General features: G+C 45.4%; 22 protein-coding genes. 19 read left to right on the forward strand and 3 right to left on the reverse strand.

Features of this window, described 5'->3' with window-relative positions; translation table 11 throughout:
• Window positions 1-15: 15 nt before the first annotated feature.
• The 10 genes from plsX (at window position 16) to B2U56_RS07200 (ending at window position 8,466) form a co-directional block, all read left to right on the forward strand.
• A complete protein-coding gene (gene plsX / locus B2U56_RS07155) occupies window positions 16-1,014 on the forward strand; it encodes a phosphate acyltransferase PlsX (RefSeq protein WP_286952973.1) in 999 nt (332 codons plus the stop codon).
• A 7-nt stretch (window positions 1,015-1,021) separates the two neighbouring features.
• A complete protein-coding gene (locus B2U56_RS07160) occupies window positions 1,022-2,020 on the forward strand; it encodes a beta-ketoacyl-ACP synthase III (protein WP_286952974.1) in 999 nt (332 codons plus the stop codon).
• A 10-nt stretch (window positions 2,021-2,030) separates the two neighbouring features.
• Window positions 2,031-2,978, forward strand: a complete 948-nt coding sequence (locus B2U56_RS07165) for a nitronate monooxygenase (protein ID WP_286953123.1) — start codon at window positions 2,031-2,033, stop codon at window positions 2,976-2,978.
• An 18-nt stretch (window positions 2,979-2,996) separates the two neighbouring features.
• Window positions 2,997-3,950 (forward strand): ACP S-malonyltransferase, encoded by a 954-nt coding sequence (gene fabD, locus B2U56_RS07170; RefSeq protein WP_286952976.1) that lies wholly within the window; start codon window positions 2,997-2,999, stop codon window positions 3,948-3,950.
• A gap of 1 nt (window position 3,951) precedes the next feature.
• A complete protein-coding gene (gene fabG / locus B2U56_RS07175; RefSeq protein ID WP_286952977.1) occupies window positions 3,952-4,692 on the forward strand; it encodes a 3-oxoacyl-[acyl-carrier-protein] reductase in 741 nt (246 codons plus the stop codon).
• 46 nt (window positions 4,693-4,738) lie between these two features.
• Entirely contained in the window at window positions 4,739-4,990 is a 252-nt protein-coding gene (gene acpP, locus B2U56_RS07180) for an acyl carrier protein (protein WP_013048449.1), read from the forward strand.
• A 105-nt stretch (window positions 4,991-5,095) separates the two neighbouring features.
• Window positions 5,096-6,334 carry a beta-ketoacyl-ACP synthase II gene (gene fabF, locus B2U56_RS07185; protein ID WP_013048448.1) on the forward strand — a complete coding sequence of 413 codons (1,239 nt, stop codon included), beginning with the start codon at window positions 5,096-5,098 and terminating at the stop codon, window positions 6,332-6,334.
• 4 nt (window positions 6,335-6,338) lie between these two features.
• Entirely contained in the window at window positions 6,339-7,061 is a 723-nt protein-coding gene (rnc, locus tag B2U56_RS07190; protein WP_286952978.1) for a ribonuclease III, read from the forward strand.
• A 21-nt stretch (window positions 7,062-7,082) separates the two neighbouring features.
• The gene (gene pyrR, locus B2U56_RS07195; protein ID WP_286952979.1) at window positions 7,083-7,628 is read left to right on the forward strand and encodes a bifunctional pyr operon transcriptional regulator/uracil phosphoribosyltransferase PyrR; all 546 of its coding nucleotides are present in this window, start codon (window positions 7,083-7,085) and stop codon (window positions 7,626-7,628) included.
• On the forward strand, window positions 7,588-8,466 hold the full coding sequence (locus B2U56_RS07200) for a hypothetical protein (protein ID WP_286952980.1): 879 nt from the start codon (window positions 7,588-7,590) through the stop codon (window positions 8,464-8,466). The genes pyrR and B2U56_RS07200 overlap by 41 nt, the downstream gene beginning before the upstream one ends.
• Here the strand turns inward: B2U56_RS07200 and B2U56_RS07205 are convergent.
• Window positions 8,463-9,659: an MFS transporter gene (locus B2U56_RS07205; protein WP_013048444.1), complete on the reverse strand. Its 1,197-nt coding sequence runs from the start codon at window positions 9,657-9,659 to the stop codon at window positions 8,463-8,465. The two genes, B2U56_RS07200 and B2U56_RS07205, sit on opposite strands and share 4 nt — an antisense overlap.
• A gap of 75 nt (window positions 9,660-9,734) precedes the next feature.
• Window positions 9,735-10,781 carry a selenide, water dikinase SelD gene (selD, locus tag B2U56_RS07210; RefSeq protein ID WP_286952982.1) on the reverse strand — a complete coding sequence of 349 codons (1,047 nt, stop codon included), beginning with the start codon at window positions 10,779-10,781 and terminating at the stop codon, window positions 9,735-9,737.
• Between the two features lie 228 nt (window positions 10,782-11,009).
• Here selD and prfB point away from each other — a divergent pair.
• From prfB to glpX, 9 genes are all read left to right on the forward strand, one after another.
• A protein-coding gene (gene prfB, locus B2U56_RS07215) for a peptide chain release factor 2 (RefSeq protein ID WP_286952983.1) occupies window positions 11,010-12,117 on the forward strand; the annotation gives its coding sequence in 2 pieces (ribosomal slippage) (window positions 11,010-11,081 and window positions 11,083-12,117; 1,107 coding nt in all).
• Between the two features lie 29 nt (window positions 12,118-12,146).
• Entirely contained in the window at window positions 12,147-13,967 is a 1,821-nt protein-coding gene (locus B2U56_RS07220; RefSeq protein WP_286952985.1) for a SpoIVB peptidase S55 domain-containing protein, read from the forward strand.
• Window positions 13,968-13,969: 2 nt separating this feature from the next.
• The gene (gene tmk / locus B2U56_RS07225; RefSeq protein WP_286952986.1) at window positions 13,970-14,581 is read left to right on the forward strand and encodes a dTMP kinase; all 612 of its coding nucleotides are present in this window, start codon (window positions 13,970-13,972) and stop codon (window positions 14,579-14,581) included.
• Window positions 14,578-15,348 carry a hypothetical protein gene (locus B2U56_RS07230; protein ID WP_286952987.1) on the forward strand — a complete coding sequence of 257 codons (771 nt, stop codon included), beginning with the start codon at window positions 14,578-14,580 and terminating at the stop codon, window positions 15,346-15,348. The genes tmk and B2U56_RS07230 overlap by 4 nt, the downstream gene beginning before the upstream one ends.
• Window positions 15,326-16,588: a PSP1 domain-containing protein gene (locus B2U56_RS07235; RefSeq protein ID WP_286953125.1), complete on the forward strand. Its 1,263-nt coding sequence runs from the start codon at window positions 15,326-15,328 to the stop codon at window positions 16,586-16,588. The genes B2U56_RS07230 and B2U56_RS07235 overlap by 23 nt, the downstream gene beginning before the upstream one ends.
• A gap of 18 nt (window positions 16,589-16,606) precedes the next feature.
• Window positions 16,607-17,539, forward strand: coding sequence for a signal recognition particle-docking protein FtsY (ftsY, locus tag B2U56_RS07240; protein ID WP_286952988.1), 933 nt, complete (start codon window positions 16,607-16,609; stop codon window positions 17,537-17,539).
• A 14-nt stretch (window positions 17,540-17,553) separates the two neighbouring features.
• Entirely contained in the window at window positions 17,554-18,078 is a 525-nt protein-coding gene (locus tag B2U56_RS07245; RefSeq protein WP_286952989.1) for a DUF4416 family protein, read from the forward strand.
• Between the two features lie 5 nt (window positions 18,079-18,083).
• Complete coding sequence (gene purB / locus B2U56_RS07250) at window positions 18,084-19,397, forward strand: adenylosuccinate lyase (RefSeq protein ID WP_286952990.1); 1,314 nt, start codon at window positions 18,084-18,086, stop codon at window positions 19,395-19,397.
• Window positions 19,398-19,414: 17 nt separating this feature from the next.
• Window positions 19,415-20,422, forward strand: a complete 1,008-nt coding sequence (gene glpX, locus B2U56_RS07255) for a class II fructose-bisphosphatase (RefSeq protein ID WP_286952991.1) — start codon at window positions 19,415-19,417, stop codon at window positions 20,420-20,422.
• A gap of 58 nt (window positions 20,423-20,480) precedes the next feature.
• On the opposite strand, the gene hypF is transcribed toward glpX, so the two are convergent.
• Complete coding sequence (hypF, locus tag B2U56_RS07260; RefSeq protein ID WP_286952992.1) at window positions 20,481-22,781, reverse strand: carbamoyltransferase HypF; 2,301 nt, start codon at window positions 22,779-22,781, stop codon at window positions 20,481-20,483.
• Window positions 22,782-22,869: the final 88 nt, after the last annotated feature.

The following is a 22,869-nucleotide window of genomic DNA, read 5'->3' on the forward strand; positions in this document are numbered from 1 at the left end:
GGGAGGCAATTTGCCATGTTGTTGGCTCTTGATGCAATGGGGGGAGACAATGCTCCACATGAGCCCTGTAAAGGGGCTATTTTAGCCTGTAGGGAATTTAGCGATCTTGAAATCATTCTTGTGGGAAATCGTGCACAAATTGAACCTATTATAGATCAGGCGGCTGATGATGTACGCCGAAGACTTTCTGTGGTCCATACGGAAGAATATATTTCCATGGATGAACATCCGAGCAGAAGCATACGACAAAAACGACATTCCAGCCTCCGGCTGGCCATGGAAATGGCTAGAAGCGGTGAAGCCCAGGGGTGTGTTTCAGCTGGGAACACGGGGGCTATCGTTGCTGGTGGTGTTCTTGTCGTAGGTCGTATATCCGGAATTGACCGCCCCGCATTAGGAGTGGCCATGCCGACTCTGAATAAATATACTTTCCTTTTAGATGTGGGAGCTACTGTTCGAGCAAAGCCTATTAATCTTTATCAATTCGCTTTAATGGGTAATATCTACTCAAAATATATCTTAGGGGTGTCTTCCCCAGAAATAGCTCTGCTTTCTAATGGTTCTGAAGATATTAAGGGAGACGAAGTTATAGCAAGCGCAAAGGAAATGTTAAAAGTTAGCTCCTTAAATTTCACAGGGTACGTGGAAGGTGACGAAGTTCCTTTCAGCAAGGCTGATGTTGTGGTTTGCGATGGATTTTCCGGAAACGTGGTCTTGAAATTTGCTGAGGGCGTTATTCAGGCTGTTTATTCAATTGCCAAAGAAGAGATGGGACGAAGAATATTGCCTAAAATAGGCATGGTTTTCATGGTTCCCATGCTTAAGAGTTTATGGGGCCGGTTCGATTACGAAAAGCATGGAGGAACACCTCTTCTCGGCGTAAAAGGAGTTGTAATTAAAGCTCATGGCCGTTCGAAAGCCCCAGCTGTTGCGAGTGCGATTAGAGTGGCGAGAAACTTTGTTCTGCAGAAGGGCGTCGAACATATAACAAATGAGCTTCACAAGGAGGTTTAATTATATTATGGGCCAGTTTCACGGTCGCGATGTCACTATTCTTGGAACGGGAATGTACGTTCCAGACAAAACATTGACAAACGACGATCTTTCAAAAATAGTCGATACGAGTGATGAGTGGATACAGGAGCGTTCAGGTATTCGGGAGAGACATATCGCATCAGAAGGAGAATTGACAAGCGATTTAGCGTACAAAGCTTCTTTGGCAGCTCTTGATAAAAGCGGCGTATCACCGTCTGAACTAGACATGGTCATTGTGGCGACAAACTCCCCGGATACGGTGTTTCCTGGGGTAGCTCCTAAAGTGCAAGGAAAACTAAATGCTTCTCGTGCTGGAGCCTTTGACCTCCAGTCTGGATGCACAGGGTGTGTGTATGCTCTTACTGTGGCTGCAACTGGCATTTCGTGCGGGCTTTGGGATAAGGTTCTAGTTGTGGGAGCAGAAGTGCTTTCCAGAATTATAAATTGGCAGGATCGCAATACGTGTGTGCTTTTCGGAGATGGTGCCGGAGCGGTAGTTCTTGGTTCAGCCCATGCTGGGCAAGGTCGGTTTATTTCATCTGATCTTAGGTCAGATGGAACAAAGTCAGACCTCATTATTTTTCCTGGTGGGGTTGTTGAAAATCCAGCTTCAGAAAAGACCCTTAAAGAGGGTTTGCATTATGTCCATATGAAGGGGAACGAAGTCTTCAAGTTTGTGAACCAGGTTATTCCAACCTTTTTAAAGGAGTTTGTTCAGGCTGAAAATATTCAACCGGCAGAAATCGATTGGTGGCTGTTCCATCAGGCCAATCTTCGCATAGTAGACGGAGTGATGAAGCGCCTTGATGCTGAACCTGAAAAAACATGGATAAATCTTGATCGTTACGGAAACACATCTGCGGCTTCTATTTTTCTTGTCCTTGCCGAACTTTTTGAGAGCGGGCGAGTGAAAAAAGGACATAAAATGGTGTTGACAAGTTTTGGAGCGGGTATGACATACGGCTCTATACTGTATGAGATGTGAGGTGAAAATTTTGGTTTGGGAAAATAGAGTAACGCGGATTCTCGGGGTGAAATATCCACTCATACAGGGAGGCATGGCCTGGGTAGCAAATTCGGCCCTTGCCGCAGCTGTGAGCAATGGAGGAGGGATAGGACTTATCGGGGCAGCTAATATGCCTCCAGAAATCCTCGACCAGGAACTCGTGCGGATAAGGCAGCTTACAGATAAGCCTTTTGGGCTCAATATTATGCTTATGTCTCCTACCGCAGATGATGCACTGGAACTTGCAGAAAAACACCGTGTCCCCATAGTGACCACTGGTGCGGGAAGTCCGGGGAAAGTTATCGATAGATTAAAACCTCTTGGAACGGTAGTTATCCCTGTGGTAGCATCAGTAGCTCAGGCTAAACGGGTGGAAAAACAAGGTGCTGATGCTGTTGTGGCAGAAGGGACAGAAGCGGGGGGACATGTTGGAGATACGACTACGATGGTTCTCGTGCCTCAAGTAGTGGATGCACTTGGAATTCCAGTTATAGCGGCAGGTGGAATAGCGGATGGACGTGGAGTAGCCGCCGCTTTCTGTCTTGGCGCTGAGGGAGTTCAGGTGGGAACCAGGATGGTATGCTGTTCTGAGTGTACAGTTCATCAGAATTACAAAGAGGCTATTATAAAGGCTCGTGACAGAAGCAATGTAGTAACGGGTAGGCCTACCGGGCACCCTGTACGTTGTCTGAAAAACAAACTAACATCACGTTTTGAAGAACTTGAATCAGCAGGAGCATCAATAGAGGAAATAGAAAAACTTGGCACTGGAAGGCTGAGGGCGGCGGTGGTTAATGGCGACGTTGAGTGGGGGTCTCTTATGGCCGGGCAAAGCTCTGCCATGATCAATGACATTAAACCAGCTGCGGAAATTATACATGCCATGTTTGACGAAGCTGCTGGCGTTATAGCTAAGCTCCCACATTTTGTGTTTTAGGGAAACGAGGTGTCTACTGTGAGATATGCTCTGGTTTTTCCTGGCCAAGGGGCTCAGGAAGTCGGTATGGGGAAAAGTTTATATGATACTTTTGATGCCGCACGAGACGTTTTTCAAAAAGCTGACCATGCCCTCAATTTCAAATTAAGCCAGCTCATATTTGAAGGACCCGAAGAGAAATTGACCCTTACGGCTTTTACTCAACCTGCTATTTTAACTGCAAGCATTGCCGCATATAGGGTTTTGACAGAGAGCATGGGTGTATCGTTAAAGCCGGCATTTCTTGCGGGACACAGCCTTGGAGAATATACGGCCCTTGTTGCCGCAGGAGCCCTTTCACTGGAAGATGGAGTTCGCCTAGTCCATTTGCGAGGATCCCTGATGCAGGAGGCTGTCCCTGAGGGTAAGGGCGCAATGGCTGCCCTCATAGGGCTAGAGCCTGATGTGGTCGAAGAGGTTTGCCGAAGGGTTGCTCCGAACAAAGAATGCCAGGCCGCGAATTTCAATTCTCCAGGGCAGGTAGTTATTTCCGGAGAAACGTCTTTTGTTGAAAAGGCGGTTGAAGAGGCGAAGGTCCAGGGAGCTCGTAAAGCCGTTATGTTGAAGGTGAGTGCTCCCTTCCATAGCAATTTGATGGTGCCCGTAGCGGATCAGTTGCAAAAGGCTTTTGAAAAATGCCAGTGGAATCTTCCTCTTTGCCCCATAGTTGCTAATGTTTCGGCCCAGCCTGTTTTTACAGTGGAAGATATTCAAAAGGCACTTTTTCATCAGACCTATAGTCCTGTTCTATGGGCAGATTCGGTTTTATATATGGTTTCACAAGAAGTTGACACTTACCTGGAATTAGGTCCAGGAACAGTTCTGGCTGGACTTATTAAAAGATGCCAGAAGGGGCTGAAAACCTATTCGGCTATGAATGAAGAGGATTTGCGGATTATAGCCGCTTTGTTCAGCGAGGGAGGTGCCGCGTAAAATGTCTGGAAGGGTTGCTCTTGTAACAGGTGGTGGACGGGGCATAGGGAGTGCTATTGCACTGGAACTTGCCTCTCGAGGGAATAATGTAGCCATTAGTTATAACAGAAGCGAAAACGAAGCGATAAAAATATGCGAAAAAATTTCAACCTTTGGCGTTAAGAGCCTGGCGGTAAAATGCAATGTTACATTTGCAGATCAGGTAGAGGTTCTGTTTTCAGAGATTGAAAAAGAACTGGGGCCTGTGGAAATACTTGTTAACAACGCAGGTGTAACCCGGGACAATCTTCTTATGCGCATGAAGGATGATGATTGGGATAGCGTTATTTCAGCCAATCTGACATCCGTATATCGCTGTTCTAAACAGGCCCTTAAGAAAATGGTAAAAGCCAGGTGGGGGCGAATAATTAATATTTCATCAGTTGTAGGGCTCATTGGAAACCCCGGTCAGTCAAACTACTGCGCTTCAAAGGCAGGCATAATAGGCTTTTCAAAAGCTATTGCAAGAGAATACGGGGGGAGGAGCATTACAGTCAATGCCATAGCACCAGGATTTATTGAAACAGACATGACCGCTATCTTGAAAGAAGAGATAAAACAGATTATGCTGTCTCAGATCCCACTGAATAGAGTAGGTACACCCGAGGATATAGCGAAAGCTGCAGCTTTTCTCGCAAGTGATGATGCAGCATATATTACAGGACAGGTGTTAGCCGTCGATGGCGGCATGACCATGTGTTAAAGACATTTTATATTTGAATTAAGAGTTTGGAAGGGGGTGAAAGAGAATGAAGAAAGACGAAGTAATTGCCCATCTGAAAGAAATAATCATCGACAGACTAGACGTAGAAGAAAGCCAGATCGTCCCTGAGGCATCCTTTGTAGAAGATCTTGGGGCAGATTCTCTTGACATTGTTGAGCTCATTATGGGTATAGAGGAAGAGTTTGACATCGAGATTCCTGATGAGGATGCAGAAAAGCTCACTTCCGTAGGGGAAGCTATGAAGTATACCCTCGATAAGCTTGGAGTGGAAGAATAAACACAATAAATGCATCGTAAAGGCCGGAGGGGAAAGATTTTAACATCCTCCGGCCTTCCAAAACAATGAAACGCCCTATCCCTGAACGGTGAGGAGTGACATAATTTGAGAAGGGTAGTTATCACAGGGCTTGGTCTTGTCAGCCCAATCGCGAATGGTAGGGAAAACTTTTGGCAGGCTCTTAAAGAAGGAAAAAACGGAGTTTTACCTTTTTCCACATTTGATGCCAGTGATCTCCCGGTAACCTTTGGCGCCGAGATAAAAGATTTTGACCCAACACTTTGGCTTGACAAAAAAGAGGCAAAACGATCGGATCGGGTAATTCATTTTGCCGTTGCTGCCGCAGATCTTGCAGTTGAGGATGCCCATCTAGATGTAACGAGCCTGGATTCGAATAGATTCGGAGTTTATATTGGAACAGGTCAGGGGGGTATTGAAACCACATTTAACAACTTTCAGACCCTTATTGAAAAAGGACCAAGACGGGTAAGTCCCTTCTTTATTCCAATGATGATCAGTAATATGTCAACGGCCTATGTGGCTATCAGATATGGTGCCAAGGGGCCCAATATGTGTGTTGTTACAGCTTGTGCCACTGGAACGAATAGCATTGGCGAAGCATATTACTCCATATTGCGTGATGATGCTGACATTATTCTAGCTGGGGGAACTGAAGCAGCCCTTCGTTCCATAAGCATAGCTGGTTTTGCGGCAATGAAAGCTCTCTCTACTCGAAATGACGAACCAGAACGTGCATCTCGTCCTTTTGATAAGGATCGTGACGGGTTCGTTATGGGAGAAGGGGCAGGGGTTCTTGTTTTAGAAGAGCTCGAGCATGCCAAAAAAAGAGGAGCTACGATCTATGGCGAAATAGTGGGATATGGCTCTACATGCGATGCGAGCCACATAACGGCGCCAGACCCCCAGGGTGATGGAGCTGTAAGAGCTATGCGCCAGGCCATGCGTCAGGCAAAATGGCTTCCTGAAGATGTAGACTATATCAATGCCCATGGGACATCGACAGAGCTCAATGATAAAATGGAAGCCATGGCAATAAATACTGTTTTTGGCGACCATACGCCGAAAGTTCACGTTAACTCAACAAAATCTATGATAGGACACTGTTTGGGAGCAGCAGGAGCCCTTGAAACCATAGCCGCAATCCAGACAATTGCAGAGGGAGTTATTCATCCAACAAGAAACTATGAAACTCCAGATCCAGAGTGCGCTATTAATGTTGTGGGGACAGAGGCCGTTTCTAAAGATGTCGCCCGTCTTCTCGTTAATAGCTTTGGTTTTGGCGGGCATAATGCAGTTGTAGCAATCCAGAAATTCGAGGGGTAAAATTTTGAAAGGGAGCTTATCAGAGAGGGAGCAATGGTGGCAACGAGAGCTTGCCTCCTTCCAGGAACGGTTAGGATACTTTTTTTCAAAAAAGGAAATTCTCCAGGAGGCCCTAACCCATGCTTCTTATGCACATGAAAAGGGCCTCCATTTTCATAACGAGCGTTTAGAGTTTTTGGGAGACGCTGTTCTTGAATTAATTGTTTCAACTAATCTTTTTAACGGATATCCTGATGTTGACGAGGGTACCCTCACTCGATACCGTTCAAACCTTGTTTGCAAAAATGCATTATCAGTATGGGGAGAATCCACAGGGTTGCCACAGATCATCCGTTTGGGGAAGGGCCTAGAACAGCAAGGGGCGAGTGCGTCTATAATTGCTGATACGTCTGAAGCTGTATTAGGTGCAGTTTTTTTAGATGGCGGGTTTGAGGCAGCCCAAAATGTTGTGCGGAGATATCTTTTTTTCCAATCGAACATTAACGCTTATGACAAGAATAGCGACCCAAAATCTCTTATACAGGAAGAAACACAAAAAAGAGGTTTAGGGCAGCCCTGTTATGTGGTTATTTCAACAGAAGGCCCCCCTCACATGCCGATTTTTACAGTTCAGCTTAAAATAGATGGGCAGCTTTACGGGAGCGGTCAGGGGCATTCTATTAAAGTAGCGGAAACTCTAGCGGCGCAGCGAGCATTGGAACAGGTAGGTTTGGGGTGTAAAAAATAACCATTATGGAGGGCCTTGGAAATGCTCAGGGAAAAAGCAATAATTATGAACAGCGACGATATGGAAAGGGTTTTCAAACGAATCGTCAATGAAATTATTGAAAAAAACAGAGGGACAGAGAATATAGCTTTAGTAGGCATTCAAAGACGCGGCGTTTTTTTGGCCAAGCATCTCCAGAATTTGTTTAAAAAACAGGAAAAGGCAAAAATACCTGCTGGCGAACTTGACATAACGCTCTACAGGGATGACCTCACCCTCCTTCATGAACAGCCGGTTGTTCAAAGCACGTCTATTCCCTTCGATGTGAACGGAACAAAAGTGGTTTTAGTGGATGACGTGATCTACACGGGACGAACAGTCCGCGCTGCCCTTGACGCCCTTATGGATTTAGGGCGCCCATCAGTTGTTCAGCTGGCTGTCCTTATTGATCGTGGGCATAGGGAGCTTCCAATCCAGCCTGATTATTGCGGCAAAAAGGTTCCCACATCTTCCAACGAAATAGTGGAAGTACGTGTAGAAGAAATAGATGGCAAGAATGACGTGGTTATCTGTGAAAAAGACAGCTAACCCAGGAATTTCTCGGTTTCGAAAGGGTGCGGCAAGATTTTTGCTGTTGCTCTTCTGTCTGTTTTCCTTTTCTTCCGAAGTCTTTGCCATGGACGTATGGATAACTTCTCCATGGCTTTCTGTAGTTGCTAATTTTATGGGAGGTGTTTTCATCAATGTTAAGCCATTAGGCCAATGGGCAGAAGATGGTGGAATAAATAAGCTTTCTATAAAAAAAGTTCCCGCTGGCAGCCATTTTATTGCTTTAGATTATGATGAGGCACTGAAATATGGCATCCAGTCATCTCAGAAGAATCTTTTTGTTCTATATACACATCTGCCTTTTTCTTACGAAGAGGCGGACACATATTTTACAGACCCATCAGTCCTCCCTTTTATAGCACAAAGGATTATGAACATTTTTTCGAGTCTTGATCATGAACATTACTTTTTCTATCAACGTCGGCTGGCCGAGTTTCAAGGGCGTCTTGAGAGTACGGTCCTTCTTGGACGACAGTTGCTAAAAGGGAAAAAGGTTTTCAACCTCTCCAAGGGCTTCGTTGAGTTTTTACGTGCAGCGCAATGCGAGATTCTTCATCCAGAGGATGAGCTTTGGAAGGAGTGGGCCAAAGGAGACTCTCTGGATGGCCTTAAACAAAAAATCGAGGAATGCCGAAAGAACAGCGTCCCGGTGCTATTTGATATGAAAAGCCCGGTCTCTATTCATAAAGTGCTTTTAGAGAGTAAAAGCCTTGGTGTTGTCCTATTGAAATATCCTGATATTGGACAAGATATTATTCTTTCTCTGTACGATCAATACTTGGCGATTTGGAATGCAGCTTCCTCGGGTGGAAGTTAATCAACGTTTTCCACAGTAGATACTTCTTTCTTTTTTATAAGAAAGAGGAAGGGAATTGTGGCTGAAAAAATAAAAACAGCTAACACATGGAAGGGGCTGAGAGAAAGAGTTGATTGAACTACAAAACCATTGAGAACTGGGCCGGTCATCAAGCCGAGACTAAAGAAAATGTTAAATACACCCATGGTCCTGCCGCTGCCAAACATGAAACTGTTTTCTGCAGCGATAGCTGCAAGGGATGGCGACGAAAGAGCATGTCCTACGCCGAAAATTACACTTGCCACTGTGAGTCCTATGAAAGTATTGAAAAAAGGAATGATCATAAAAACTATCCCCGAAATGATACCCCCTATGATGATCAGGTTATACCGGGATATCTTGTCTGCGAGTTTCCCGAAATATCTTTGCAGTACACCAGTTGTAAGAGAGTTCAGAGATAATATTATTCCTATTTGTGAGAAGGATAGGGACAAACCGGCCGCCATAAGGGGAATGGCCATGAGCATTGTGCCCCGACACATGGCAAAGCAGAATTGGTAATAAAAACATGTACGAAGGGCAGAGTTCCTTATCATTCCACCAATAGAAGAAAGCATTTGGCCGCTGGAAGAAGGTTTGGCAGTCAGCTCTACGGGGAGTTTTTTGATAACCATAACTAGAGCTAAAGCAGTGAGAGCTGTCATAAAGTAAAAAGGAACATGCCACCCGAAATGGTCTGTAAGGACACCACTGATAAGGGGACCAAAACCAATCCCCAGAAAATGCGCTCCCTGCAAGGTGCCGAAAAAGACTCCCTCTTTACCCTTTTCCGCAATATCCGCACCTATAGCCATAGCAATAGGAACGACAAAGGCGGAGCCAAGTCCGTGGAAAAAACGGATCGTAATAAGGGATTCAGTTGTTTCTGCATGAATATAAGCCAAAGATGCTAGTGAATAGACTAGCAAACCGGCACTTAGCAAACGTTTTCTATCAAAACGTTCTGCAAGTTCACTGCTTAGTATCATTCCCCCAGTTCTTGCAAAAGGGAAAGTTCCGAATATTAACCCCATGAGGATTCCGCTTGCACCAAGCTTTGATGCGTAAATCGGCAAAATAGGGCTGATAACTCCAACTCCGAGCATTGCACAGAAAAGCGCCAAGGAAAGAGTCAATAAAATGTAGCTATGATGAGATGATAAAGTTTTGCGCATAGAGTAGAGCCCCTTTGAAACTCCCTCATTTTAATGAGGGAGTTTAATTAAAAGTCATGCTATAGTCTTATATTACTAAACGTTATGGACAATTTCAATCTGTCCCTGCCCTTTCTTGAAATAACCGATACATTCAGTTTTTTCGAAACCAGCTTCTTTTAAAGCGGCTATCACCGCCGGCACATGATCTTTGTGAACGGAGAGAAGCAATCCGCCTGATGTCTGGGCATCATAAAGCATGTCGACCCTTTCTTCCTGCAAAGTTTCAATTTCGACAACACTATTCTCGTACTGGATTCTGTTGTTATACGTTCCTGCAGGTATGAGCCCGCTCTCTGCCAGCTCTATGACCCCGGGAAGAAGAGGAACATTATGAAGGCCGAGACATAGATTCAGTTCTTTGGTTGAAAGCATATCAAGGGCATGACCTATTAGGCCAAAACCTGTTACATCTGTACAGGCATGAACCTCATCAAGAAGGTGCTGCGGAAGAACAAGGGGAACATTGTTCAGTGTTGTCATCCAGCGTATGGCTTCCTCTGGTCCCATAGGATCTTCGATCATGTCCGCTTTGATTCCAGTAGCTATAACGCCTGTCCCTACCGGCTTTGTCAGTATTAGGGCGTCTTCTGGCATGGATCCTATAACTTGCCATGGATGATCTCTGGACACTTCTCCATACACCGCAAGGCCATATTTAGGTTCATCGTCTTCTACACTATGGCCTCCTACTAGAAAAGCCCCTGCTTCCCTGACTTTTGCGTAGCCGCCTTCCAGAACTTGCCGCAATACCTCTATATCAAGTTTTTTAACAGGGAAGCCCACGATATTTAGGGCCACTATCGGACGTCCACCCATGGCGAAAACATCGCTTATGGAGTTGCACGCAGCGATTTCCCCCCATTTTCTTGGGTTATCCACAATAGGTGTTATAAAATCCAGGGTCAATATGCCAAGACGCTTCTGATCAATGATCCAAAGAGCCGCATCTTCTCCTGATGCCCATGTCGAAATAATACGGTCATCTTTTACGGGAGGGAGATCCCGCAAAATCTTTTCCAGGTCCGCCGGACCTATTTTGGCTGCTCAGCCACTTGTTTTAGAGAGTTCTGTTAATCGCATAGCGCGAAGGCCTCCTTTGATGTTTAAACGCAATAATAATTATAACAAAAAGACATAGCTTTCTTAAAGAGGCACCTCTATTAAAAGGTGCACTTTATATGGTGGATATTTAGTATGTTTTATCTTTACAATTCTTTGGAATAAAAGCAATTACAGCTCAATCAGAATGTTATAATAAAATGCTTGAAGAAAATTATACAGCATTTTGTAAAGGGGGCATTTGGAATTATGGCAACAATTCCAAACTCTACAGTATTGGAGGAACTGCGTTCCTTAAAAGATGAACTGCAGGAAAGTCTTTGACCTGCCCATTTTGGAGGTAAAAATACAAGAACTGGAAGAAAAGACTTTAAAACCGGATTTCTGGGGAAGTGATGAGGCAAGGAAAGTAACACAGGAATTGGCTCGCTATCAGGACAAACTTGATTCCTGGAAGAAAATAGCCGAAGACTATGAGGATCTTGAAATCATAGAAGAGATGCTTAAGGAAGAAGAAGACAGAGAGCTTCAAAAGGATTTTGAGCAGAAAGCATTTTCCCTTAAAAAAGAAATAGAACGCCAGCAGCTTATTGAGCTTCTGAGTGAAGATTATGACCAGGGCAATGCTATTGTGTCTGTCCATGCAGGATCAGGCGGTCTGGATTCCCAGGATTGGGCAGAAATGCTTTATAGGATGTATGCGCGATGGATGGAACAGAATGACTTTCGTGTAAAGGTACTCGACTTGATCAAAGATTCAGAAGGCGGAATTAGCAACGTTACATTACTTGTTGAAGGTAGCTATGCCTATGGGTATTTAAAGTCTGAAAAGGGTGTTCATCGTCTCGTCAGGATTTCGCCCTTTGATTCAGCGGGGAGACGTCATACGAGTTTTGCTTCTGTGGATATTGTTCCTGAACTTCCTGAAGATGAAGACATAGAGATACGAACTGAAGACTTGCGGATCGATACCTACCGATCAAGCGGAGCTGGCGGCCAGCATGTCAACATGACTGACTCAGCAGTTCGTATAACCCATTTCCCCTCCGGTATTGTGGTAAGCTGCCAGAATGAGCGTTCTCAGCATATGAATAAAGCTGTGGCAATGCAGGTTCTGAAGAGCAAGCTCTATGAGAGGGCCATTGAAGAGCGAAGAAACGAAATGGACACCATTATAGGAGAGAAAAAAGAAATAAGCTGGGGGAGTCAGATCCGTTCATATGTCCTTCACCCCTATACCCTCGTCAAAGATCACAGGACTGGAGAGGAAACGGGGAATGTGCAGGCCGTGCTAGATGGAGATATTGACGACTTCATAATGGCCTACTTGCGTTGGAAGAAACTAGGCAGCAAATAGCGAATAGAGTGGTTAGGAGGAGGATAGTCTTGATAGAACGTTATGTACGAAGCAAAGTTTCCGTTGGCATTGTTTCCATTTTAATTTTACTCACAATATTAATAGAAACAGGTTTTGCCTCTTCAGTTTCTTTTGCTTCATCTGTACCAATTCTTCCTCTCAGTGAGATCAAGCCGGGAATGAAAGGGGAAGCTTTGACCGTTATTCAAGGTGAAGATGTAGTATCCTTTCCCATAGAGATAATAAGCGTAGTCCCCCAGCTTGAAAGCAGGCCGCGCCATTTGATTATGGTACGTGCTGGCGGTGATATTATAAAAAAGACAGGGGGCATTGCAGCAGGGATGAGCGGAAGCCCCGTTTATATCAATAAAAAACTCATAGGAGCAATTGGATACGGTTTTAATTTTAGCGAGCATGATATTGGGTACGTAACCCCTATAGAAGATATGATGTCTATTTGGGAATGGCCAGATGAAAGACAGAAACTTCCACAACTATCGGTTTTTCCTCCGGAAGAACATGAACTTGAACTGGAACAAGAAAAAGAGGATGAAAAGGAAAATGAGATTACAGGGTTGATCAAAAAAGCAGCTCCCCTTCAAGTTGGTGGAGTCAGCCAGAGGACAGCAGATCGTCTTGGGACCTTTCTGGGAGGAAAGGCAGTCCTTGCCGGAGGATTAAATGGCGAGGGACAACTGGTAGACTACAGCAGTCAGTTGGTCCCAGGGGAGGCGGTAGGGGTTCTTCTGGCATGGGGTGACGTAACAGTTGGAACTATTGGTACTGTAACATCCATTGATGAAAAGGGGCGTTTTTTAGCTTTCGGGCATCCTTTTCTACAGAAAGGCATTGTAGCTTTCCCTGCCGCAAAAGTTCAGGTACATAATGTCATCCCGAGTTTGGAAAGTCCATTTAAAGTGGGCAGCTTCTCGCGAATTATAGGAACGGTGACTCAGGATCGAGCAGAGGCTGTTGGTGGGCAAGTAGGTTACTTTACTCCATCTGTGGATGCCTCCTTTCGTTTTAGGGATATTGATCGAAACCAGAGAGACTTAAAGCGGTTCCATATCGTATCAGATCCCTTTGTGAACTCTGATATGACATCAACCCTTTTTACGGGCTTGATTGACCGCCTATGGGGAAGAATTGGAGAAGGGACGGCAAGGATTTCTCTGCAGATAGAGGGGTTTGGCCTCCCAAAAGGGTGGACTCGAAGTAACATGTTCTTTTCAGACAAAGATATTGGCGATGAAGCTCTTAGCGAGATTAGAGAAATAATGAAAGCGATCTCCCTGAATCCTTATAAGGAGGTCTATCCGCTGGGCTTTCACCTCGCTGTGGAGATAACACAAAAACCCAACGTTATATATATTGAGGGCCTGGAAGTTGAAGGTGAAACCTTTCTCCCAGGTGAAAAGGTTCCTGTGGAAATAACATTGCGTCCCTACCGGGGAGAACAGACAAAAAAGAAATTTGAACTGATGGTGCCCCAAAATGCTGCCGGATCAGTTGAGGTCGCAGTGCGTGGCGGTGGAATCATGCCCCTTGAAGAAGAGGCTATTGTCCAGGGGTGGAAGTCTATTGATAATTTTGACCAGATGCTGAAAGAAATTAACGCCCTTGAAACTAACAATGAGGTTATATTAGAACTGAACTATGATAAAGTTCCTGATGATGGAGCGAAGCCGGGGCCAACAAAAGAAGATCGTGAGCTTTTGAGTCAGACCAAGGAAAGAAGGCTTGACGAGGGGACATTGCGCATCTTTAAAACAGATTATGTGGTGGAAGGCCTCCTTCGTGAAATAATACAGGTAGAACCACAAGAAAATGATGCCAAGGAAAGGAAATAACGATGTTTATAACCCTTGAGGGGATTGACGGTTGCGGCAAAAGCACCCAGGCAGCCTTTTTAAAAGAACAGTTGCAACAGAAGAAAAAGGAGCCTGTGCTCTGGACTCGTGAGCCGGGAGGATGGGTTCATGGAGATTTTGTGCGAACACTTCTTTTGGAGAAGGATCTACGCCACGAACTAAGCGAGCTGTTCCTTTTTGTAATTGATCGCTGTGAACATGTGAGTCAGGTTATATCTCCAGCCCTTTCGTGCGGCCAGATTGTTTTATGTGAGCGTTATACCGATTCCACTCGAGCCTACCAGATCTGGGGAAGAGGCTTGCCGGAAGAGAAAGTAGAAGACCTTTTCGCATGGTGTTCTTTCCCCGAACCTGATCTTACATTATGGATAGACACGCCCCTTCCCGTGGCAATAAACAGGATAAAAACCACAAGGGGGCATTTTGATCGCATAGAGTCCGAAACAGACGGGTTCCTTAACAGGGTTTGTGAGGGATATAAAGAGCTCTCAAGGCGTTTCCCCCATAGGATAGTGCGAATAGACGGTTCGCAGCCAACCGAGGAAGTATCGGCACAGATATGGAAAGTTGTGGAGGTCCATCTATCGAAATGAACGAAAAAGAAACATGTTTCGTGACATCAAGCCTAATGTGGTCTGAACTGAAAAAAGCTTTGGAGGGAAATCGGTTTCCACAGAGCTTGGCGCTGTCAGCACCTAAGCAGTATCATGAAAAGATAGCAATTGATATTGCCCGGCTTCTCCTATGTGAAAAGAAGAATGCATGCGGACAGTGTCTCTCGTGCTGTTCCTGGCACGAGAAAACCCACCCTGATCTCGTCCTTTCGGGTTCCTTAGAAAAGGCGCCTACCATCGGCGAGTGCAGGGAGATAGCAGTAGAACTTTCTCTTTATCCGGTGGTTGCCTCTTGTCGGCTTGTAGTTATTCAGTCAGCGGACACTCTATTACTTCCAGCTGCTAATAGCATGTTGAAAATAGTTGAAGAACCGCCAGAGCACGGAGTTATTCTTTTCCTTTTGGAAAATGACAAGTTTTTACCAACACTAAAGAGCCGATGCTGGAATCTCGCTTTAGCTCATGAAGAACGCTTTGAGCCAGAAGAAATTCCATCAGCAGAGAGAAGCTGGAAAAAATGGCTTGAAAGTGGGGAAACTATGACTATAGAAGAGTTGGAGAAACAACTTCATTGTTGGGAAACATGGGCCATTGAAGAGGGACAAGCCTCTCTTGCTGCCCGGGTCGATAGGTTACGTCTCATATGTGAAAGCCGCAAACTTCCACAGGGGATGGTGCTTGATCTTATATTATTATCACTCAAGGAGGGTTTTGCGTTTGAACATGTATTTGACAATCTTTGGTAAACCAAGATACCTAGGTTTAGTAAACATAGAAGACACAGCATTCACCCCGGAAAAAGGGGAAAAAATTGTTGCTGAAACAATGAGAGGTATAGAACTGGCTATTGTGGGCGGCCCAATTTCTGAAGAGCAGGAGGACCGCTATCGAAATACATGTTGCGAGGATCTCTGCGATGGACAGCCCAAGGGTGGGGAACCTATGCTGCAAAATATCTCTTTTGTACGCACTGCGACGGAAGAGGATGAAGAGATGGCACAAACTCAGCGGGAAGAAGAGGAAGCTATTCTTGTTAAGGCGAGAGAGCTTCTTTCCCAGCATGACCTATCTATGAAGTTGGTAGATGTTGAATATTTATTAGACCGCAAAAAACTTTTTTTCTATTTCACATCAGAACAGAGGGTGGATTTCAGGGCCTATGTTCGTGACCTTGCTCGGGAATTTAAAACGCGGATAGAACTTCGCCAAATTGGAGTTCGTGATGAAGCTAAAACGGTGCGCGGTCTGGGGCCATGCGGAAGAGAATGTTGTTGCGGATATTGGCTGCATAAATTTGATCCCATTTGTATAAAAATGGTAAAAGAGCAAAATCTGGCCCTCAACCCCACCAAAATATCTGGCGTTTGTGGGCGGCTCATGTGTTGTATGGCCTATGAACATCAGATGTACGGGTGCCTCTGGAAGGATCTTCCCAATCCTGGAGCGAAGATTAAATCTCCTCAAGGTGTTTATATTATACTTGGCGTCGACCTGGCCCATAGCGCTTTTCGAGCAAGGACTCCCGAAGGGACTGAAGTACTAGTATCTGTAAAAGACTTTGAAAACTTCAAGGAAACGGTCATGAAGGGTGAAAACTGGGAATCGTCTATTCTCGAAACCCCTTCCCTTTTACCAGAAGAGGGAGTTCTTGTTGCATTCAATCATGATATAGAAGAAGAACGTTTGGCAGCGACAGTCCTTACAGATGCAGAAGCCTTTAAACCTGCAGATGTTCAGGAAGAGGACGAAAATATAAAAGAGAAAAAAGAAAGGCATAGGGGAAAAGAAGAAAATAGTGCCAGAAATAAAAAGAAACGGAAACGCAAAAAGAAACCACAGTCTGGGAGTGGTGGGGCGGAGGGGAAAAAAGAAAAAACCCCCCGAAACAAAATAACCCGTTCGGGAGAAGAACGGAGCCGTCCCCGAAACAAACGGCCCTTGAGAAAAAAGAGGCCGGAAAAAACAGATACGTCTAAAGACGATTAGTGGTGTGAGGTGGAGCGAATGTTTCTTTGGAGTAAATTAAAAGATAGCCTGAAAGAGGTAAAAAATCGTTGGAGCGGCGGGTTGGTTTCACTTTTTTCAGGCTCCACAATAGATGAAGATTTTTGGGAGAGCCTAGAAGAAATTCTTATATCTGGCGACGTAGGTATTGATCTTACGGAAGAATTGATCGAAGAGCTTCAAAAAACTGTGAAGCGGGAAGGCCTGAAAACGCCTGACCAGCTAATAACGTATTTTATCGACTTAATGACAGAACGCCTTGTAGCTGTGGATGGAATGGGCAAGGAAATTGTCCTTGACAAATCACCTAAAGTCATCGTGCTCGTGGGAGTGAATGGTAGTGGAAAGACTACTACTGCTGCAAAATTAGCAGAACAGTTCCATCGACAGGGTAAAAAGGTTATTTTAGGCGCAGCCGATACCTTTAGAGCTGCTGCTATCGATCAACTGAAAATATGGGGGGAGCGTACGGGAAGCCGCGTTATTGCTCAGCAGCAGGGAAGCGATTCTGCCGCAGTCGCTTACGATGCCCTTCAGGCAGCTAGGGCTTCTGGAGCGGATGTTTTGATTATCGATACAGCAGGAAGGCTTCATTCAAAACATAATCTGATGGAGGAACTGACAAAGATTGTCCGTGTTATTGAGCGCGAAGTGGGGCGGGATTCTATGGAAAACCTTCTAGTGCTTGATGCCGTTATGGGGCAGAATGGATTTGCCCAGGCCGAGTCATTCCATAAGGCTCTCAACCTGAATGGAGTGATTTTGTCAAAATATGACAACACTGCAAAAGGTGGTGTCATCCTTGCCATAGCCCACCGTCTTGCTTTGCCGATCAGATATATAGGTCTAGGAGAAAGTGTGGATGATCTGAGGCTGTTTGAACCCCAGGAATTTGTGCGAGCGCTGCTTGAAAATAACGGGAATAACGTATAAAAGGAGTCCTCTGTATGTTTTATCCAGTGAAATTGATCACAGGAGTTCTGTACCCTGACGAGAGATGGCGGGAATGGGTAATAGAAAAAGTTACTGCAGTTTGGGGCGAGATTGACGCAGAGAGTGAACCTGTTCCTTTTGACCTTACAAATTATTACCATGACATAGCTCCAACTCTCTATCGGCAGTTTCTTTCTTTTAAGGGACTTCGCCATGGAGGAGATATTGTCCGATGGAAAAAAGAGAGCTGTTCTATTGAAGAAGAGAGCAGCAAGGCATTTGAAAACCGAACCATACGAACTGTAAATATTGATCCGGGGTATGTCAATGGAGCTAGGCTTGTGCTGGCCTCCACTAAGGACCATGCCCATCGTATTTATATTTCTGATGGGATTTTTGCTGAGGTTACAATGAGATACCGCTTTAAGCGGTGGGTTCCCTTTGATTATACTTTCCCTGATTTTGCCAGTGAGCGTTATGATGCTTTTCTGTTGAAAGCCAGGGATATCTGGTCTAAGGAAATGGCGGAGAGGAGATAACGTTCATGATTGAGAGATATGAAACTCCATCGATGAAAGAAATTTGGTCAGATGATAACAAATATAAAACGTGGCTCCAGGTAGAACTGGCTGTATGTAAAGCCTGGACGGAAGATGGGCTCATTCCTCGGGAAGCCCTGGAAGAAATTGAAAAAAAAGCAGATTTCGATATAGAGAGGATTTACGAGATAGAAAATCAGGTTCATCATGACATGATCGCCTTTGTTTCAGCGGTGGCAGAAAAAGTTGGCCCCTGCGGGCGTTTCATTCATTTAGGCCTCACTAGCAGTGATGTGCTTGATACAGCTTCATCATTATTGCTTAAAGAATCACTTGACGTTGTCATAATAGAGGTAGACAGACTTCTTTCTTTCATATGGAAACGTGCGGTTGAACACAAATACACCCCCTGTGTTGGGCGAACCCACGGGATTCACGCTGAACCCATGACCTTTGGATTGAAACTTTTAAATTGGTATTATGAACTGCTTCGAGACAAACAACGTCTGGGACAGGCCAGGGAGCAGATCAGCTACGGTAAGATTTCTGGTGCCGTAGGTACTTATGCCCATTGCCCCACCCGCATAGAAAGGCGTGTCTGCGAAATTCTTGATCTACAGCCTGCGGCGATATCAACCCAGATTCTTCAGCGGGATCGACATGCTCATGTCATGAATGCTCTGGCCCTTCTTGGCGCAGCTATTGAACGCATGGCCGTGGAGGTTCGTCACCTTCAAAGGACAGAAGTTCTTGAAGCTCTCGAACCTTTTGGCAAAAAGCAAAAAGGTTCTTCAGCCATGCCCCATAAAAGAAACCCGATCCTTTGCGAAAGACTTACGGGAATGGCCCGTTTGTTGAGGGGATACGCCGCAGCTGCCATGGAGAATGTGGCTCTCTGGCATGAAAGGGATATCAGTCATTCTTCCGTAGAGAGGATAATCTGGCCGGATGCCTTTCATCTCATTACTTATATGCTGCAGAAAATGTCCCAGATTGTGGAAGGCCTTGACGTAGAACCTGAAAATATGATGGCCAACCTTAAAAAGATGAAGGGGCTTGTTTTTAGTCAGAGGGTTTTGCTTGAACTTGTTGAAAAGTTTGGGCTGGCCCGGGAAGAAGCTTACGCTGTGGTACAGGAAAATGCTATGAAATGCTGGCGCGGAGAAGGAACCTTTGCAGACCTTCTATGGGCTGACAATAGAGTTAATCAATATATTTCAAGGGAAGAACTTGATAGCCTATTCCACATTGACTACTATTTGAGTGCTGTAGATGAGGTCTTTTCAAGATTTACTGAACCGTCTCAGATTCAAGAATAAGATTAGGAGGATAAATTATGGCGATTCCAGAACGAAATCTGGCTCTTGAACTGGTGCGAGGAACAGAGGCTGCTGCTATGGCTGCCGGCCGTTGGATGGGCAGGGGAGATAAGAACGAAGCTGATGGGGCTGCCGTTACAGCTATGCGCTATATGCTGAATACGATAGCTATGGATGGGACCGTAGTCATAGGAGAGGGAGAAAAAGACGAGGCTCCCATGCTTTTCAATGGCGAACGCCTGGGTTCCGGGGTTTCCCCTGAAGTAGATATTGCCGTTGATCCCATAGATGGTACCCGCCTAACGGCCATGGGGCTTCCTGGTGCAATTAGCGTAGTGGCCCTTTCTGAAAAAGGAACCATGTATGATCCCAGGAATATTTTTTATATGAACAAACTAGCTACCGGTCCCGATGCGGCCGGAGTCATAGATATAGAGGCTCCCATCGAAGAGAATATTAAGAGGGTAGCTAAAAAGAAAGCTAAATCTGTTGGAGACGTAACAGTTGTTGTTCTAGATCGACCCCGTCACGATGAGATAAAAAGCCGCATACGCCAAATAGGGGCACGTATAAAGCTGATTCCGGATGGAGATGTGGCAGGAGCTCTTTTGACTTGCAAGGAAGAGGGTGGCGCAGACCTTCTCGTAGGGATAGGAGGCTCTCCGGAGGCTGTTATTACTGCTTGTGCCATTAAATGTCTTGGGGGTAATATGCAGTGCAAACTTTGGGCAAGGGATGAGAAGGAAGCTGAAGAGAGCAGGGCCATGGGGCTTGATCTTGATGCTGTGCTTACCCTAGACGACCTCGTTAAAGGAGACAATGTCTTCTTTGCTGCCACTGGCGTTACAGACGGTGATTTCTTGAAGGGGGTTCGTTATGAAGGCCGACGCATTCGTACCTTCTCTATGGTAATGCGCTCGAAAAGCGGTACTGTGCGATATGTAGAGGCCATTCATCACCCTAAAAAATTATGTACTATCAGCGGCATAGACTATGCACCTGAATATGAGGCCAACCATCAATAAGAAACATTTATTTTGAATGAAACTGTAAAGGAGCTGTTTCTGACGAAGCAGCTCCTTTTTATTGCCCACTCTGCACATATTCAAGACCTGGCACTGCCCAGTGGGCCATGCCTATGGCCGCTTGTCCCACAGAAACGTTCTCATCGTTTGGAGAAAGCAGATGATGGGTAAGTGGGAGAAGTCCCCTTCTGCGAAGATAGGAAAGAGTCAGAACCAGGAGCCTCCTGTTCTGCCACACTCCGCCTGATAGGGCTACGTGTTTTATCCCGGTTCGCTCAGAGATGCGCAAACACAGGTTAGCCGTGCCAAGAGCAAGCCCTCCATGGAATGCAGCTGCAAGGGATTCCTTTCTATGGTGTTGGCGGTTTTCTACCATCCATTTCAATGCGGGACGCCAGTCCAAAGACAAAAAATCGTCCTTTTCCAGAATTTCAAAGGGAGCAATAGATTCTCCTTTCGCATGTCCTTCGAGCTCCATTGCCGCCTGTCCATCGTAGGAAATGTCGGTGCAGAAACCCAATAGAGCGGATACACCGTCAAAGAAACGTCCGCAAGAAGTGGTTATAGGGGAAGCATTCATTATAGCGAGCTGACTCGGTAGCAGACTCTTCTTTTCAGGCCAAATTTGACCAGAAAGCGCCATTGCCTCTTCATTTCCCAGGGTTAATGTTAAAAGAGCCAGGCCGTATCTCCACGGTTCAAGCACGGCCTTTTCTCCCCCTGGAAGTGGGCAAGGCAGCAGTGAGCCCTTACGCTCATAGGATTTCATGTCTGCCACTAAAAATTCTCCACCCCATATCGTTCCGTCATCTCCATACCCGGTGCCATCAAAGATTGCTCCTATGGTCGGTTCTTCCCTGCGATTTTCAAGAAGGCATGCTGCCATATGGGCATGGTGATGCTGTACTCCAAGAGTTGCATTAAAGGGTCTTTTTATCACCTTTCGGGCGAGTGGGGCAGAAATATATTGGGGGTGAAGATCGTAGACAAGATATTCTGGGTGCAAATTATAAAGCTTAAGAAAATGCTCTAATGCCTTTTTATAATAGACTATTGTCCCTATCTGTTTGAGATCGCCTAGATATTGTCCTGGGAAGATGGTGTTATCCTGGGTCAGTGTAAATGTGGATTTCATCTCCGCCCCTGCAGCAATTATTACTGGTCCCTTATGAAGAGATGCAAGGGGGATAGGAACAAATCCTCTAGCCCGGCGCAGCACTATGTACTCTTGCCCCTGGGATGCAATGACAGAATCATCGATGGCCATGTGGATATCCCGATTGTGCATAAGGAAAAGGTCAGCGAGGTCAGAAAGGGACGCCTGGGCTTCGTTGTTATCAGAAATAATGGGGGCGTCACTCATGTTGGCGCTTGTCATAATAAGGGCATCGAAGTGCTCTAGCAACAAATGGTGAAGGGGTGTGTAGGGCAACATGATGCCAAGGGCATTCTGTCCAGGGGCCACCAATGGAGACAGGCCGCTATTTCTCTTGGCGGGGCACAAAACAATTGGTCGTTTTGAGGATGTAAGAAGTTTTTCTGCTGTCCCTGTCAGATAGACAAGTTGTTTGGCCCGAGCAAGATCTGAAACCATTAAAGCGAAAGGTTTGTCTTTTCTGTTTTTACGTCGCCTCAGCTTTTGCGTAGCCTCACTATTGAAAGGGTCACAGGCGAGATGAAACCCTCCTAGCCCTTTAATGGCAGCAGTTTCCCCTTTTTTTAACCGTGAGCAGCAGATCTGAAGGGCCTCTTCACCCTCTGCCGCGACCCTGCCGTTTTTATCAATGAGGTAGAGAGAGGGGCCGCAATCGAAACAGGCGTTAGGTTGTGCGTGATATCTTCGATCAGATGACCGAGTATACTCAAAATGACATTGAGGGCACATAGCAAAGGATCTCATGGTGGTAGATGGTCTGTCATAAGGTAGATCTTCTATGATGGTGTATCGGGGCCCACAGTTAGTGCAATTGATAAAGGGATACCGATACCGCCTGTTTGATGGGTTTCTCATTTCTCTGAGACAATCATTGCAGGTAGCTATATCAGGAGGTATAAGCACCCGTTGATGTTCAAGACGAAGGCTTTTTTCTATAACAAAGTTTCCCTTTTCTTCACAACTGTCTTCCTGAAAAAGCAGGTCTATAGATGATATGTGGGAGGCTTCAGGTTTTTCTTTTTGTAGTCTTTGAAGGTAAGCATCGATTTGGGTTTGGGAACCTTGCAACTTTATGACAACACCATCGGATGTGTTCTTTACAGAGCCGCCAAGCCCCATGTCTTCGGCCAGTCGGGCACAAAATGGCCGGAATCCTACTCCCTGTACTATTCCTGTAACAAGAAAAGTCGAGATATTGTGCATTGACAAACCTCCGTTCTCAAGGCATTTTAAAACAGAGAAAGCTTTGGCTCAAGGGCCAAATATATGAATAAAGGAGCTTTGCCATCAA

It is taken from the genome of Aminobacterium sp. UBA4987 (assembly GCF_002396985.1).
GTDB classification, from domain to species: domain Bacteria; phylum Synergistota; class Synergistia; order Synergistales; family Aminobacteriaceae; genus Aminobacterium; species Aminobacterium colombiense.